We start from the raw sequence: 16,041 nt of genomic DNA on the forward strand, positions 1-16,041 counted from the left end.
GCGTGACCGGACGGCAGGGGACAGCAGCCCGGTCACCCCGAAAAGAACGGCCGGCCCAGGGGACGCCCCGGGCCGGCCGTTCTTCTGTGCTGCCGGTGCCCGCACCGGTGCTCGTGCCCGGCGTGGCCGACCTTGAGGGAGCCGGTGGCGTCCGCCACGACCTTCTCGATCTTCAGCTCGAACGGATGGGCGACCTTCTCCGTTCAATACGTGACGCAGGCCACAGACCGGTCTCTGGGGTTCCGGTACAACCATCGGGGCTGAACGCCTGTCACTTATGTACCGCGGCGGGCACGGCGCTCGGAGGGGGAGCGCCGAACCCGCCGCGCTCATTCGGCCGGTTCCGTCGCGCGCGGCGGAATCTCCGGTACCGCCAGGAACGGCAGCCGCAGCGCCCCGAAGGCCTCCTTCGGAACGGCCGGGCAGGCCGGCTCCACCGCCTCCAGGCGGACGTACGCCGCCCCCTGCTCCGGGCGCGCATCGTTCTCGCCGTTGTTCGGCCAGTACGACATCGCCCGCTCCGCCTGCGCCGTGATCGTCAGCGACGGGTTGACCCCGAGGTTCGCGGAGACGGCCGAGCCGTCCACCACCGAGATGCCCGGGTGACCGTAGAGCCGGTGGTACGGGTCGACGACGCCCTCCTCGGACGAGGCGCCGATCGGGCAGCCGCCGAGGAAGTGGGCCGTGAGCGGCGTCCCCATCAGCTCGCCGACGTTGCTGCCCGGGAACCCGTTGATCTCCCGCGCCAGCAGCGTCGCCGCCCGGGTGGCCTCGGCGATCTGCACGGGATTGGGCGCGCCGTGGCCCTGGCGGGCGGTGAGCAGACCCTTTCCTATGCCGCCGGGCTTGCGGTAGGTGGTCAGGGAGTTGTCGAGGGACTGCATGACCAGGCCGATGATGGTCCGCTCCGACCAGCGCCGGTTGGACAGCGAGCGCAGCAGCTGCACCGGGTGCCTGGCGGTCCGCCCGAACCAGGCCCGGACCCGGTGCTTCGCGTACGGCACCTGGAGGATCGTCATGAACCCCATCGCGTTCGACCCCTTGCCGTAGCGCACCGGCTCGATGTGCGTGTCGGCGTTGGGGTGCACGGAGGAGGTGATGGCCACGCCCCGGGTGAAGTCGGCCCGCCGGTCCTTGCCGTGCCGCTTGCGGTAGCGGCGGTCGTCGGTCTGCGCCCCTACGAGGCCTTCGGAGTTGGTCCGGGTCAGGTCGCCGAGCCGGTCCGACAGGCGGGGCAGCTCGCCGAGGTCCTTCATCGTGTGCAGCAGGGTCTGGGTGCCGTACGTGCCCGCCGCGACGACCACGTAGCGGGCGCGCAGCACCTTGGCCTTGCCCCGGCGGCGGCCGTCGGTGGGGACCGTGCGGACGCGGTAGCCGCCCTCGGCGTGGTCGGAGAGGGCGGTGACGGTGGTCATGGGGTGGATGACGGCGCCGGCGCGCTCGGCGAGGTGCAGGTAGTTCTCGTTCAGGGTGTTCTTCGCGCCGTGCCGGCAGCCGGTCATGCACTCGCCGCACTCGGTGCAGGCCTTGCGGGCGGGGCCGGCGCCGCCGAAGTACGGGTCGGCGACCTCGTCCCCGGGACGGACCTTCGGCTGCCCCTGGGCGTCGTCTCCGTCTCCGAAGAAGACGCCGACCGGGGCCATGTGGAAGGAGTCCGCGACGCCCATCTCCGCGGCGGCGGCCTTGAGGTGCACGTCGGAGGGGGTCATCGTCGGGTTGAGGCGCACCCCCAGCATCCGCTTGGCCTGGTCGTAGTACGGGGCGAGTTCACCCTGCCAGTCCGTGATGGACGCCCACTGCCGGTCCTCGAAGAAGGCGGTGGGCGGCACGTAGAGGGTGTTGGCGTAGTTGAGCGAGCCGCCGCCCACCCCGGCGCCCGCGAGGACCATCACGTTGCCGAGGAGGTGGATCCGCTGGATCCCGTACAGCCCGAGGGCCGGGGCCCACAGGTAGTTGCGCAGGTCCCAGCTGTTCTTCGGCAGGGTCTCGCGGGTGAAGCGGCGCCCCGCCTCCAGGACGCCGACCCGGTACCCCTTCTCGGTGAGCCGCAGCGCGGAGACCGACCCCCCGAAACCCGATCCGATGACGATGACGTCGTAGTCGTAGTCGTTGTCGTACGACACTGCGGTGCCTCCCGAGCGGAACTGGCCGGCGGACTAGCGGAGGGGCGGACTAGCGGAGTCGGAACGCCTTCATGACCTGGAGGCTGCGGGTCATGAACGCCGCGTACTTCTCGTCGTCCATGCCGAGCGACGGCGCCATCGGCAGCAGCCGCTGCTGGGCGACGGTCTGGGCCTCGGTGTACTTGAGGATGCCCTCGGAGCCGTGGCGCCGGCCGAGGCCGGATTCCTTCATGCCGCCCATGGGCGCCTGGGCGCTGCCGTAGGCGGGGGCGTAGCCCTCGTTGATGTTGACGGTGCCGGTGCGCAGGCGGGCCGAGACGGCGTGGCCGCGGCGGGAGTCCTTCGTCCACACGCTGGAGTTCAGGCCGTAGGCGGTCCCGTTGGCCTCCTCGATGACCTCGTCCTCGTCGGTGAAGCGGTAGATGGAGACGACCGGGCCGAAGGTCTCCTCCCCGCACACCGCCATCGGGGCCTCGACCCCGTCGAGGATGGTCGGCTCGTAGAAGAGCGGGCCGATGTCGGGGCGGGCGACTCCGCCCGCGACGAGGGTGGCGCCCTTGGCGACGGCGTCGTCCACGTGCCGCTGTACGGCCTCCAGCTGGCGCTCGCCGGCCAGGGAGCCCATGTCGGCGCCGTAGGCGAGGGAGGATCCCAGGCGCATGGCCTTCGTGCGGGCGGCGAACCGGGCGACGAACTCGTCCGCGATCGAGGAGTGGACGTACAGCCGCTCGATGGAGATGCAGAGCTGGCCGGCGGAGGAGAAGCACGCGCGGACGGCGCCGGCGGCGGCCTTCTCCACGTCGGCGTCGCGCAGGACGAGCATGGCGTTCTTGCCGCCGAGCTCGAGGGAGACGCCGATCAGCCGGGCGGCCGCACCATGGGCGACCTCGCGGCCGGTGCGCGTGGAGCCGGTGAAGGAGACGTAGTCGGCGTGCCGGACGACCTCGGGGCCGACGACCGGGCCCTCGCCGAGGACTATCTGGAACACCTCGGCCGGCAGGCCCGCCTCGATCATCAGGTCGCGGGCCCACAGGGCGGTGAGCGCGGTCTCGGTGTCGGGCTTCATGACGACGGCGTTGCCCGCGACGAAGGCGGGCAGGGCGTCGCCGATGGACAGTTCGAGGGGGTAGTTCCAGGGGGCGATCTGGCCGATGACCCCGCGCGGCTGGCGCAGCTCGGTGACCTTGGTGAGGGTGGGCATGGCGCCCGTGTGGCCCTTGGCCCGCAGGTACGACGGCGCCTTGCGGCCGTAGTGGCGGGCGGCGATCGAGACGGCCAGGACCTCTTCGTGTGCGTGCAGGCGGGCCTTGCCGGTCTCCAGCTGGATCAGGTCGAGCACCTCGGCCTGCCGGGAGAGGACCAGGTCGTGGAAGCGCAGCAGTACGGCCGCCCGCGCGCGGACGGGAACGGCGGCCCAGGCGGGCTGCGCGGCGCGGGCCGCGGCGAAGGCCGCGGCCACGTCCTCGGGGGTGGCCTCGGGGAGGTCCGCGAGCTTGTCGCCGGTGAAGGGGCTGTGATTGGCGGTGCGGCCGGAGCCGGCCACGCCGCGGGTCAGCCGGGTGACCAGTTCGGGGGTCACCACGTCGGCGGCGCCGCGGGCGCCGGCCGGGGCCGGGGCGACCGGGTTGGTGGGCTGCGGGGCGCTGCGGAGGGGGGCCGGGGCCTGCGTGTCCGTCATGGGCGTGAGCGTATTGCGCTCGGGGGTGCTTTGGGTACCCGCCGGTAACCGGATTTTGCCATTTCTGCCAGTGATCGCTGGCAGGATGGCGGAAACGGGGCTCCGCGGCACTCCGCGGCGGGCCTGGAAGCGTTCAGCCGGCCGGCGGCGGCTGCCAGCCGCTGAGGACGGTGTCGAACTGCGACCGGGTCGTCTCCCACTCCGCCGCCGGACCCGACATGTACACCGCGTACTCGGTGCCGTCCTGCTCGTAGTACATCTGCTCGGCGGCCCGCCGGGGCCCGGTGGCCGCCCCCGTCTTCTCCGTCAGGCTGAACTCCCACAGCGCGGCCTTGACCTGCCCCCGGAAGGTGTTCGGGTGCAGCGTCAGGCGCACGTAGTCGGAGCGCTTGGCCACCTGCTTCTCCAGGTCCAGCATGTGCGCGTAGGGGTTCTCGAACTCCGGCTTGGGATTCACCGCGAGCCGCAGGAAGTGCTTGCCGCCGTCCGGTGTGTAGTCGATCTGCGTCCCGTCCACCCGGCGCGTCCAGCCGTTCGGCACGAAGATGGTGAAGCCCTCCGGATCGACGACCTTGCGCCAGCCGGCCGGCACGACCGCCTTCTTCTGCCCCTTGTCGTCCCCGGTTCCGGCCGAGGTCTCGGGCGCACCGGTCGTCTTGTCCGAGCCCTTCTTGGCGCCTTCGGCGCTCGCGTCGCCGGTGTACTTCAGCACTCCGAACACCCCGCCGCCGCCGATCAGCGCCGCCACCAGGGCGACGACCGCCGCGCGCCTGACGCGGCCGCGGGCGGGATCGGAGGAGCCCGCCGGCCTGGCCGCCGGGGCCTGGCCGGCCTCCGGCCCCGGCACGCGCCCCTGCGCGTGCCCGTGCTCCGGTCCCTGCTCCGCGGGCAGCGCGGCCGTGTCCGTCGGCTCGTTCCGTGCGGTGGCCAGCTCCTCGGAGCCCAGCGCGCGCGTCGGTACGTACGCGTGCGCCGCCTTCGGCTCCCGGCCCTCCATCGCCTGCATCAGCATCTGCTCGGCCTCGGCGGCCGACGGCCGCTGCGCCGGGTCCTTGCGCAGCAGCGCCGTGATGACCGGGGCCAGCGCGCCCGCGTGGGTCGGGGCGGGCGGCTCGTCGTTCACCACGGCCTGGAGGCTGGAGATGGGCGACGTACGGCGGAAGGGCGAGCGGGCCTCGACGGCCGTGTACAGCGTCGCGCCGAGCGACCACAGGTCGGAGGCCGGGTCGGGAGACCCGCCGGTGACCCGCTCGGGGGCCAGGTAGTCGATGGATCCGACGAGTTCGCCGGTGCGCGTGATGGAGGAGTCGCCCTCGATCGCGGCGATGCCGAAGTCCGCGAGCATCACCCGCCCGTCCTTGGCCAGCATCACGTTGCCCGGCTTCACGTCACGGTGCAGTACGCCGACCGCGTGCGCGGCACGCAGCGCGCCGAGCACGTGCAGCCCGATCCGGGCCGCCTCGCGGGGCTCGATCCGGCCGGCCGTCTTCGCCGCGTCCGCGAGGGAGGGGCCGTCGATGTACTCCATGACGATCCACGGCCGGTCGTCGTGTTCCAGGACGTCGTGGACGGTGACGACCGCCGGATGCTGGATCCGGGCGGCGGCCCGGGCCTCCTTCTGCGTCCGGGCGTGCATGACGTCCCGGTCGGCCTGGGCGACGTACAGACCCGCCGTCAGCTCCTTGACGGCGACGGTCCTGTGCAGCAGCTCGTCGTGCGCGCGCCACACCTTGCCCATGCCGCCCCTGCCGATGGGCTCCACGAGCCGGTACCGGCCCGCGAGCACCGCACCCGCGCCTGTCTGCTGTTCCACGAATCCCCGCCGCCGCTCTGTGCACTTCCGGCCAGACTACGGAGCCCGCGGGCACTGCCGGAACCTCTCGGCGGCCGTTGGGCAGCACTGTGACGCAATTGCCGTACTGATTCCTCGTCAGCCGCCCGTTTTGTAACTGGCCGTTGCCTGCTCGAAGGCCTCGGTCACCTTGCTTTCCTGGTCGAGGGGGCCGGTGACCAGGACGACGTGGTAGGAGCCGCCGAGCGCGACGACGAAGTTGCGGGCCACGACCGAGCGTCCGTTGCCGTCGATCCAGGTGTACCGGCCGGTGACGCGGAGCTGGTTGCCGACCTTGGTGGACTTGATGTCGCCGACGCTGGACCAGGTGGAGGAGCGGTACGGAGCAAGCTCGGGCTCCTTGTCCTTCTGGTACGTGGCCGGGTCGGGGTTGCCCTCGACCTTGTCCCGGCCGGGGACGACGGTCAGGGCGAACTCCCCCTCCGTGTAGCGCACCTGGCCGGACTCGTTGATTCCGCGACGGTTCCAGCCGTTCGGCACGTTGATCTCGAAGTGCTCGGCGTCCTGCTGGGTGGTGTACCCGGCCGGGGCGGGGGCCTTGGTCTGGGCGGCGGGCTTGGACTCGGGCGGACTGGCGGAGGGGCTGGGCGCCGTGCCGGAGCCGCTCGGCTTCGGGCTCGGACTCTGGCTCCCGCCCTCCTTTCCCTTGCCCTGCGGCGCCGTGGGCTGGCCCAGCCCGGCCGCTTTCTGCCCGCCCTGCGGGCCGGCGGACTGGGGCATGAAGAACATGGCGTAGGCAACGGCTCCGGCGAGCAGGACGAGTATCCCGAGCAGCAGGGAACGCCCCAGCGAGCGCGGCTTGCGGGGGTGTTCGCCGCTGCGGTGGCGGCCGTGCAGCTCGGCTCGCCGCCGTACGACGGGCAGCCGGGCGGGATCCGGCTCCGGCATCGGCAGGACGGCGAAGCCGCCGTCGGGCTCGGGGGCGGACCGCACGAGGGAACGCAGCCAGCCGCGGAGCTCCTCGAAGTCGGGGCGCTCGGTCGGGTCCTGGCGCAGCAGCGACTCCACGACCGGGCGCAGCGGGCCGCACTCCTCGGCGAAGGCCGGGGCCTCGGCGCAGACAAGCTCCACGAGCTCGGCGACGCTGTCCTCCGGATACGGGGCGTGGCCTTGTACGGCTCGGTACAGCAGCGCGCCGAGCCCCCAGAGGTCGGTGGCCGGCCCGACGGGGGCGGCCAGCTGCCACGGCCCGTGCACGGCCTGCGCCTGCTCGGGCGACCACCGCTCGGTGACGGCCCCGACGACGGCCATCCGCGTCTGCCGAGCCCGCTCGGCAGCCAGCCCGCTCCGGGGCCCACTCCCCCACCCACCGCCGGCGGGGACCTGCGCCGCCTGTGCCGCCCGCGCCGCGCGACCAGCCGGGGCCGGGGCCGGGGCCGCCTGGGGCTCATACCCGGCCCCGCGGCCGGCCGGAGCCTGGGCCGCCGGCTGCCCGTAGCGGGAGCCACCGCCTGCCGGTGCCTGTGTCTGCGCCTGCGCCTGCGCCTGCCGCCCGTAGCCGGGGGCCGGGCCGCCCGGCCGTACCGCAGCGTCTCGCTCCGGCCCGTACCCGGGGGATGCGGCCGCCTGGTGGGACTCGGGTCCGGGCGCACCGGGTCGCTGCGGGTCGCCGTAGCCGAACCGTCCCGCGGCGGGCTCGCCCGGTGTGGACTCGGCGTGGGCCCCGGCGGCCGGGATGTCCGGAGCGTCGGCCTGGCGGTAGCCCTGGGGAAGGGCGAGCTGCGCGGGCAGCACGGGGCGGGCCGGCACGCTGGGCAGGGCCGGCGTGTTCCGCGAAGCCTGCGGGGCTTGCGGGGCCTGCACGTTCTGCGGAGCCTGCGGGACCTGTGTGCCCTGCGGGACCTGTGTGCCCTGCGGGGATTCCGGGTTCTGTGCGCTCTGCGGAGCCTGCGTGCTCTGCGGAGCCTGCGTGTTCTGCAGCCCCTCCCGGGCGTGCGGTTCGGACTCCGCCGGGGGCAGGGCCTGGCGGCGCGGGGTGGCACCGTGCCAGGTACCGCCACCCGCCGGGCCGCCGTACGGGTACGAGTACCCCTGCGGCAGGTTCGACCCCTCGGGCCTCGGCTCCGCCGCCGGATCCCGCGCGGGCTCCGCTCCGGCCTTGCGCTGCTCGGCGATCCTCGCGGCGGCTTGCGCCCCGGCCCGGTACGCGGCGATGGCCCCGGCCCGCGCGGCGGCCGTCGGATCGGGCCGCTCCCCGGTCCCCCCGGGGGTGATGTGGTCGCTGTAGCGCGGCCCGGTGTCGTACCCCGGAGCCACGAGCGGCGCATACCCGGGCGCCTCGGCCCCGGCCCCGGTCGCCGGCCCGCGAACGGCCAAGCCTGCACCGGACCCGGTCGCCGACCCGCTCCCGGAAGCAGCGTCGTACGCCGCACCCGCCCCGCTCGCCAAAGCCTCGCCGGGGCCGGCCCCGTACTCGGCCCGCGCCCCGGAAGCCTCGCCGGGCCCGGCTTCATATCCGGTCCCGGTCACCGCTCCGGCATCCGGGCCCGTACCGGGCCCGGGGCCGCTCCAGGCGCCGGGTGCCCGGCCGCCACCGGACCCGGCGGAGTCGCCGTACCCCGCGGCGTATCCGTCACCCTCGAACGGCCACGCACCGTCCCGCGGCGGGACCGGGTCGTAGCCGCACAGGGCGTCCTCCGCCGCCCCCGCGGCCAGGCCGGTCAGGACGACCCGGCCGTCCTCGCAGATCAGTACCGTCCGCGTGGTGATGTTCCGGTGCGTCCAGCCGTGCGCGTGCAGCACCCGCAGCGCGGTCAGCACGTCCGCCGCCACCTCCGCCGCCCGGTACGGGCTCAGCGGTTCGTCGGCGATCAGCGCCGCCAGCGGTCTGGCCGGTACGAGTTCGCTCACTATCCACAGCGACCCGCCCTCCGCGAACACGTCGAAGACCTGGTCCAGCCGCGGATGGTCCGGCACGGACGCTGCCGCCTGCGCCGCCGCGATCGCCCTGCGCACCGCGGGCAGTTCACCGGCAGCGCGCCGCCCCACGGCGGCAGCCGGAGCGCCCCGCGTGCCGTCGAGCAGCTCCGCGTCCACGACTTCCGGTAACGGCACCTGCCGTACGAGGACTTCCTGCCCGCTCCGCGTGTCGAACGCCCGGGTCTCGATCAGCTCGTACTCGTCGGACGGGGGCAGCGGCAGGCGGTAGCGGTCGGCCAGGATCCGGCCCGCGTAGTCCTCCACGTCGCCTCCCCCGAGAGCTGTGGGCCCGTCCCCTTGGTCCCGCTGACACGATACGACGCCCGAGGCACCCGCGTCCCGGCCCTGGCACGGCTCGCCCCAAGCCCGCCCCAGCCCGCCGGCCCTGGCTCAGCCCTGCGACTGGAAGGTCTGGAATGCCGTGTTGCGCATCTGTGTGCACTCCGCGGCGTCCCACTGGTCGGCGGCGCAGCTGATCATGATGGCGTAGCCGTGCTTCGCGTCCATCTTGAATCCGCGGTCGAGCACACGGACCCTCATACCCTTCTGGTCCCGCTCGAACTCCCAGTCCGCGACGGTCGGGTAGCCCCGGTAGTCCACCACTTCGAGCCGCAGCAGCTTGTAGTTCGTGCTGCTGCCCGCCACCGCCGGGGCCAGCTCGGCCCAGGCGGCGCGCGCGTCGTCGCCCGGCGATTTGTTGAAGTCGACCTGGATCCGCGGGAATCCGCCGTCGCGGCTGTAGATGACACCGGAGTTCTCGCCGACCGTGCCGGTCGGCTTGAACCCGTCGGGCATCGCCATCGAGAAGTGGAAGCCGGAGTCCGTCACCGTGGAGTACCCGGGCGGGAGCGCCCCCCCGGGACTCCCGGGCGTGGCGCCCTGCCCCTGGCCGGGGTTGGTGCCGGTGCCGCCCGCGCCCGCGCCGGTGCTCGGCGACTGGCCCTGGCTCGGCGAGCCGGCCCCGCCGCTTGCGGCCTGCTCGCCGGGCTTCGGCGACGGAGAGGGGGTCGGGGACGGCGAGGAACCGGTCGCCGGGTTGGACGCGGCGGCCGAGTGACCGCCGCCCTTGCCCTCCTCCTTCGCACCGCCCTTGTCGTCGCCGCTGACGACGTAGGCGATGAGCGAGCCGATGGCCGCGAGCGCGACGATCACGCCGGCTATCGCGAGGGCGATGGTGCGGCGCGGTACGACGTCGGTGAGCGGCGCCACGACGGGCGCGGGACGCGATGCCGGGGGCTCGGCGGCGGTCGCGGCCGCGACGGCGCCGGCCGCGGCCGCGGCCGCCTTGCGGGCCGACTTCAGTGCCGCGCGGGTGCGCTCGCGCTGTTCGCGCTCGCGGCGCTCGCGTTCCTTCTTCTCCGCCTTCTCCGCGGCCTTGGCGGCCTTCTCGGCGGCTGCCTTCTCCGCGGCCTCCTGTGCCTCGGCGAGCGATATCTGCCGGGTCTCATCGGCGGGCACGACCGCTACGGGGGCCGGTGGCTCGGGCGCGTCGATCACGGCGGTGAGCATCGCCCGCGCGTGGGCGTCGTCGAGGCGGTGGGCCGGGTCCTTGACGAGGAGCCCGTAGATGACCTCGGCCAGCGGACCGGCGTTCTTGGGCGGATCGACCGGCTCGGTCATCACGGCGGTGAGCGTCGCGAGGGCCGACCCCTTGTCGTACGGGGGCACGCCCTCGACCGCGGCGTACAGCAGACCGCCGAGCGACCACATGTCCGCCGGCGGACCGGGGCGCTGGCCGCGGGCGCGCTCGGGGGAGATGTACGAGGGGGCGCCGACGAGCATGCCGGTGGAGGTGACGGAGGGGTCGCCCTCGACCTGGGCGATGCCGAAGTCGGTGAGGACCACACGCCCGTTGCCGTTGTCGGCGAGGAGCACGTTGGAGGGCTTCACGTCCCGGTGCAGGATGCCCTGCCGGTGCGCGGCGCGCAGTACGTCGAGGACGGCGAGGCCGACTTCGGCGGCGCGGCGGGGGGTGAGGGTGCCGTTCTCCCGGACGAACTCGGCGAGCGAGGGGCCCTCGATGAGCTCCATGACGATCCACGGCCGGCCGTCTTCGTCGACGACGTCGTAGACGGTCACCGCTCCGCCGCTGCGGATCCGGGCGATGGCCTTGGCCTCGCGCAGGGTTCGGGTGATGAGGCGGCGCTTCTCGTCTTCGTCGACGCCGGTGCCGAAGCGGAGCTCCTTGACGGCGACGGTCCGGCCGAGGATCTCGTCCTCGGCGCGCCAGACGGTGCCCATGCCGCCCTTGCCGAGGACGGCGCCGAGCCGGTACCGGCTCGCGAGCAGCCGGCCCTCGGGGCCCTCCTGCGCCTTGGCCGCGGCCGCCTTGACGGCGGCCGCCACCTCGTCGGCCTTGCTCACGGCGACGGGCTTCACGTCCTGCGGCTCCCCGACGGCAGCCTTCGCGACGCCGACCTCACGCGGCTCCGCCTTCACACCCCCGGACTTCACATCCTCAGGCTGCGCGGCCGAGACCTTCGCGTCCTGCGGCTCCGACCCGGCGGCCTTCGCCGCAGCAGGCTTGAGCAGCTCCGGCTTCGCGGCGACAGGCTTCGCGTCCTGCGGCTCCACCACCGCGGGCTTCGCGACGACAGGCTTCGCGTCCTCGGGCTCCACAACCGCGGGCTTCGCCTCGACGGACGGCTTCGCAGCCGCGGGCTCGGCCGGCTCCGGCTTCGCAGCCGCGGGCTTCGCGTCCTGCGGCTTCTCGTCCTGCGGCTCCGCCCCCACAGCCGCCTTCGCAGCCACCGGCTTGCGCAGCTGCGCCGGCACAGCCGCGGGCTTCGCGGCGACGGGCGTCCCGGCGGCCGGCTTCGCGGCCGCGGTCTTGCGCGACCGCGGCTTCGCGGCGGCGGGCTTCGGTTCCGGAACCGCGTCCCGCGGTTCCGCCGACGTGCCCGGCCGTATGTCCTCGGCCGCCGGCCCGGCCTCGGCCGGCTCGGCCGGCTCGGCCGCCGGCGAAGCGTCGGCCGCGGGCTTCGCGGCGTCGGCAACCGCCTGACCAGCGCCGGACCTCGCGCCCCGCGACTTCGCGGCGGCGGGCTTCGGGTCCGCGGGGGTGGCCGCCGGAGGCACCGGCGATCCCGTCCCGACAGACGGTTCCGGCGACTCGGTGTGCTCCGGCTTCGACATGCGTCCCCTCTGCGATCGTGCCGCCTGCTCCGGTTGCCCCGGCAGCCGCCGGGGTGCCCGGTAACCCGCCCCGGCAGAACCCTCATTGTCCCTTACTCCGCAACTGACGGGAGCCCCGGGTCCACGGTTCCCCCCTCGATGTGACGGAGTTACAACGGGACGATGTCCGGCGCGCCCAGCCTCGCGGCGTCCGCGGTCTGATCGTCCGGCTGACGCTGCGATTCCCGCTCCGCCTGCACCCGCTTCTCGTAGTGCTCCACTTCCTTCTCGATCTGCTGCTTGTCCCAGCCCAGAACCGGAGCCATCAACTCCGCACACTCCCGCGCCGATCTCGTCCCCCGGTCGAAGGTCTCGATCGAGATCCGCGTACGCCTCGTCAGCACGTCGTCGAGGTGCCGCGCCCCCTCGTGCGAGGCCGCGTAGACCACTTCGGCGCGCAGGTAGTCCTCGGCGCCCGTCAACGGCTGCCCGAGCGAGGGGTCCGCCGCGATCAGCGCCAGCAGTTCCTCCGTCAGCGACCCGTACCGGTTCAAGAGGTGTTCCACCCGCACCACATGGAGTCCCGTCCGCGCCGCGATCCGCGCCCGCCCGTTCCACAGGGCCCGGTACCCCTCCGCGCCCACCAGCGGCACGTCCTCCGTCACGCACTCCGCGACCCGCTGGTCCAGGCCGTGGACCGCCTCGTCCACCGCGTCCTTGGCCATCACCCGGTACGTCGTGTACTTGCCGCCGGCGACCACCACCAGCCCCGGCACCGGGTGCGCGACCGTGTGCTCGCGCGAGAGCTTGCTCGTCGCGTCCGACTCCCCGGCCAGCAGCGGCCGCAGGCCGGCGTAGACCCCCTGGACGTCGTCCCTGGTGAGCGGGACGGCCAGTACCGAGTTCACGTGCTCCAGCAGATAGTCGATGTCGGCGCTCGACGCCGCCGGATGCGCCTTGTCCAGGTCCCAGTCGGTGTCCGTGGTGCCCACGATCCAGTGCCGGCCCCACGGGATCACGAACAGCACCGACTTCTCGGTCCGCAGGATCAGCCCGGTCGAGGAGTGGATCCGGTCCTTCGGGACGACGAGGTGGATGCCCTTCGACGCCCGCACGTGGAACTGCCCCCGCTCCCCGATCAGCGCCTGGGTGTCGTCCGTCCAGACCCCCGTGGCGTTCACGATCTGCTTCGCGCGGATCTCGTACTCCCCGCCGCCCTCCACGTCCCGCACCCGCGCCCCGACGACCCGCTCACCCTCCCGCAGGAACCCGACCACTCTCGCCCGATTGGCGCACTGCGCCCCGTATGCGGCGGCCGTGCGCACCAGGGTCGCCACGTAGCGCGCGTCGTCCATCTGGGCGTCGTAGTACTGCAGGGCGCCCACCAGCGCGTCCTTGCGCAGCGCCGGCGCGATCCGCAGGGCTCGGCGCCGCGAGAGGTGGCGGTGGGCCGGCAGCCCGCGCCCGTGACCGCTGGAGAGCGACATGGCGTCGTACAGCGCGACACCGGAGCCGGCGTAGAACCGCTCCCACCCCTTGTGCTGCAGCGGATAGAGGAACGGCACCGGCTTCACCAGGTGCGGGGCGAGGCGCCCCAGCAGCAGGCCGCGCTCCTTCAGCGCCTCCCGCACGAGGGCGAAGTCGAGCATCTCCAGGTATCTGAGCCCGCCGTGGATGAGCTTGCTGGAACGGCTGGAGGTGCCGGACGCCCAGTCCCTCGCCTCCACCAGCCCCGTCGCCAGCCCCCTGGTCACGGCGTCGAGGGCGGTCCCGGCGCCGACCACGCCCGCGCCGACCACCAGCACGTCGAGCTCCCGCTCGGCCATCACGGCGAGCGCCTCGGCGCGCTGCGCCGGCCCCAGCGTCGTCGTCCCGCCTCCTGCGCCCGTCCTCATCCCCGCTCCCGTCCCCGTCGTCTCCGCTCCCGTCCCCGTCGTCTCCGCTCCCGTCCCCGTCGTGTCCGTGCCCGTCCCTGCCCCTGTCCCAGTGCTCACGGCTGCCTGCCTCCCGTAGACGCGGGTCGCCGCGTCCGCCCTATGCGGTCATCCCACCCGTTGTGGGTGATCCCGCTCACACCGCCCGTTCATGATTCTGACCGGCCGCATCCACATCAGCCACCGCCTGTGGATAACACGACGACGACTATTACCCCTGAATACGACATATCTGTCATATATACGCCTAGTCTGACATTGCGCCAGCTCTCCTCATCCACAGGACTTGCGCGCACCGCCCCCTCATGCATGTCAGGGAAGGGAAGGGACGGCACCCCCATGCCCGCAGATCTCGCCGTCATCGGACTCGGCCATCTCGGCCTCCCGCTCGCCCAGGCAGCCGTGGCCGCCGGGATCGAGACGGTCGGCTACGACAGCGGTCCGGCGACGGACTCCACCCTCACAGCCGCCGAGATCCGCCGCATGTCGGCGGCCGGCTTCCGGGTCACCACCAACCCCGCCGAACTCGGCCGGGTCCGCACCGCCGTCATCTGCGCCCCCACCCAGCTCGGCGCGGACCGTGCACTCGACCTGTCCGCGGTCGGCGAGGCGGGCCGCACGCTCGCCGCCCGGCTGCGCCCCCACACCACCGTCATCCTCGAATCGGCCGCCCACCCGGGCGTCACCGAGGAGTACCTGCGCCCGATCCTCGAATCGGGCTCCCGGCTGCGCGCCGGCCGGGACTTCCACCTGGCCTACTCCCCCAGCCGCCTGGACCCCGGCAACCGCACGCACGGCATCTCCAACACCCCCAAGGTCATCGGCGGCCTCACCCCCGCCTGCACCGAGTCCGCGCACGCCTTCTACGCACGCCTCACCGAGAAGGTGGTGCGCGCCCGGGGCCTGCGCGAGGCCGAGACCGTACAGCTGCTCGAAACGAACTACCGGCACGTCAACATCGCCCTCATGAACGAGATGGCCGTGCTCTGCCACGACCTCGGCGTGGACCTGTGGGACGTCATCCGGTGCGCCGAGACCAAGCCGTACGGGTTCCAGGCCTTCCGCCCCGGCCCCGGAGTCGGTGGCCACGGCGTCCCCCTCGACCCCAACTACCTCCCCCACACCACCCGCACCCCGGGCCACCCGCTGCGCATGGTCGGCCTGGCGCAGGAGATCAACAACCGGATGCCGCAGTACGTCATCCAGCGCAGCGCCACCCTGCTCAACGAGCACGGCAAGTCCGCCCGCGGGGCCCGCGTCCTGCTGCTCGGGGTCACGTACAAGCCGGACCTCGCCGACCAGGAGGGCTCCCCGGCGCGCGAGATCGCCAGCCGGCTCCTCGACCTCGGAGCCCTGATCAGCTACCACGACCCGTACATCGGCGGATGGCGCGTCAGGGACCAGCCGGTCCCCCGGGCCGAATCGCTGTACGAGGCCGCCGCCAACGCCGACCTGACGATCCTGCTGCAGCACCACCGCACCTACGACCTCCAAGGCCTGGCGGTGAAGGCCCAGTTGCTGCTGGACACCCGCGGCGCGAGCCCGGTGGGCGCCGCACACCGCCTGTAACCCACCCCGAAAGCCCGCCCCGGCAGGCCGAAATCCCCTCCGCGGACGTCGCAGGCTGCTGCTAACCTGCGGCGACTTATCTCGCGCATACGTCCCGCGTACACATGTACGCATCCCGTGTACACACATGCGGGCATCCGTGCGCCCAAAATCCCTGGGGGGGATTTCTCCATGAGCCAGCAGTTCCAGCCGCCCGCGCCCGAGTCCACCACGCCCGCGACCGACACCGCGGCCCCGGCCCCGGCCGGCTTCCCGGCCCAGTCCGGAGCCGACTTCCTGGCCCCGGCCCCGGTTCCCGTCCCGGCGCGCCCCGGCAACGTGGGCCTCGGTATCGGCGCGGCCGTGGTCGCCGCCCTGGTCACCGCCGCCATCTACGGCACGATCATCGGACTGACCAAGTACCAGATCGGCTACGCCGCCGTCGCCGTCGGCGTCGTGGTCGGCTTCGCCGCCGGCAAGCTCGGTGGCAGGAACCCCCTCCTGCCGGTGATCAGCGCCCTGCTCTCGTTGGGCGCCGTCTTCGCCGGCCAGATCTTCGGCCTCGCGATGATCGGCGCGGACCAATTCGGCGTGGGCACCCTCGACGTGCTGAACCTCGGCTTCTCCCTGCTCGTCGACACCTGGAAGGAGACGTCGGGCCCGATGACGTACCTGTTCCTCGCGTTCGGCGGCTACACCGCCTTCCAGACGGCCCGCAAGACCGCCTGACCCCACAGCCCCACAGCCCCACAGCCGACAGCCGACAGCCGACAGCCCACCCAAAGCTCCACCCCAGGCCCGGTCCCGGAGTCCGCGCGGGGCTCCGGGGTCGCGGGCCGCCGCCGGCGGGGTCCTGAGCAGCCGCGCCCATGA

The 16,041-nt window shown here is 73.4% G+C and carries 8 protein-coding genes; 2 read left to right on the forward strand and 6 right to left on the reverse strand.

Annotated elements, in window-relative coordinates; all coding sequences use genetic code 11:
• Positions 1 to 329: 329 nt before the first annotated feature.
• From J7F03_RS01615 to J7F03_RS01640, 6 genes are all read right to left on the reverse strand, one after another.
• Complete coding sequence (locus tag J7F03_RS01615; RefSeq protein ID WP_214946797.1) at positions 330 to 2,123, reverse strand: GMC oxidoreductase; 1,794 nt, start codon at positions 2,121 to 2,123, stop codon at positions 330 to 332.
• A 49-nt stretch (positions 2,124 to 2,172) separates the two neighbouring features.
• Complete coding sequence (locus J7F03_RS01620; RefSeq protein ID WP_214946798.1) at positions 2,173 to 3,801, reverse strand: succinic semialdehyde dehydrogenase; 1,629 nt, start codon at positions 3,799 to 3,801, stop codon at positions 2,173 to 2,175.
• A gap of 133 nt (positions 3,802 to 3,934) precedes the next feature.
• Positions 3,935 to 5,614, reverse strand: a complete 1,680-nt coding sequence (locus tag J7F03_RS01625) for a serine/threonine-protein kinase (protein ID WP_214946799.1) — start codon at positions 5,612 to 5,614, stop codon at positions 3,935 to 3,937.
• A gap of 117 nt (positions 5,615 to 5,731) precedes the next feature.
• Positions 5,732 to 8,836 carry a protein kinase gene (locus tag J7F03_RS01630; protein WP_308378907.1) on the reverse strand — a complete coding sequence of 1,035 codons (3,105 nt, stop codon included), beginning with the start codon at positions 8,834 to 8,836 and terminating at the stop codon, positions 5,732 to 5,734.
• A 126-nt stretch (positions 8,837 to 8,962) separates the two neighbouring features.
• A complete protein-coding gene (locus J7F03_RS01635; protein ID WP_214946800.1) occupies positions 8,963 to 11,707 on the reverse strand; it encodes a serine/threonine protein kinase in 2,745 nt (914 codons plus the stop codon).
• 149 nt (positions 11,708 to 11,856) lie between these two features.
• Positions 11,857 to 13,581 carry a glycerol-3-phosphate dehydrogenase/oxidase gene (locus J7F03_RS01640; RefSeq protein WP_214946801.1) on the reverse strand — a complete coding sequence of 575 codons (1,725 nt, stop codon included), beginning with the start codon at positions 13,579 to 13,581 and terminating at the stop codon, positions 11,857 to 11,859.
• A 378-nt stretch (positions 13,582 to 13,959) separates the two neighbouring features.
• Between J7F03_RS01640 and J7F03_RS01645 the strand changes: the two genes are divergently transcribed.
• Together J7F03_RS01645 and J7F03_RS01650 are read left to right on the forward strand one after the other, a co-directional pair.
• A complete protein-coding gene (locus J7F03_RS01645; protein ID WP_214946802.1) occupies positions 13,960 to 15,189 on the forward strand; it encodes a nucleotide sugar dehydrogenase in 1,230 nt (409 codons plus the stop codon).
• Between the two features lie 171 nt (positions 15,190 to 15,360).
• On the forward strand, positions 15,361 to 15,897 hold the full coding sequence (locus tag J7F03_RS01650; RefSeq protein ID WP_214946803.1) for a hypothetical protein: 537 nt from the start codon (positions 15,361 to 15,363) through the stop codon (positions 15,895 to 15,897).
• Positions 15,898 to 16,041: the final 144 nt, after the last annotated feature.

Source organism: Streptomyces sp. ISL-43 (assembly GCF_018614195.1).
Lineage (GTDB): Bacteria > Actinomycetota > Actinomycetes > Streptomycetales > Streptomycetaceae > Streptomyces.

Coding starts and splice junctions, on each gene's coding strand:
- J7F03_RS01620 (WP_214946798.1), bottom strand. CDS start 3,801: ATGACGGACACGCAGGCCCCGGCCCCCCTCCGCAGCGCCCCGCAGCCC.
- J7F03_RS01645 (WP_214946802.1), top strand. CDS start 13,960: ATGCCCGCAGATCTCGCCGTCATCGGACTCGGCCATCTCGGCCTCCCG.
- J7F03_RS01635 (WP_214946800.1), bottom strand. CDS start 11,707: ATGTCGAAGCCGGAGCACACCGAGTCGCCGGAACCGTCTGTCGGGACG.
- J7F03_RS01640 (WP_214946801.1), bottom strand. CDS start 13,581: ATGAGGACGGGCGCAGGAGGCGGGACGACGACGCTGGGGCCGGCGCAG.
- J7F03_RS01650 (WP_214946803.1), top strand. CDS start 15,361: ATGAGCCAGCAGTTCCAGCCGCCCGCGCCCGAGTCCACCACGCCCGCG.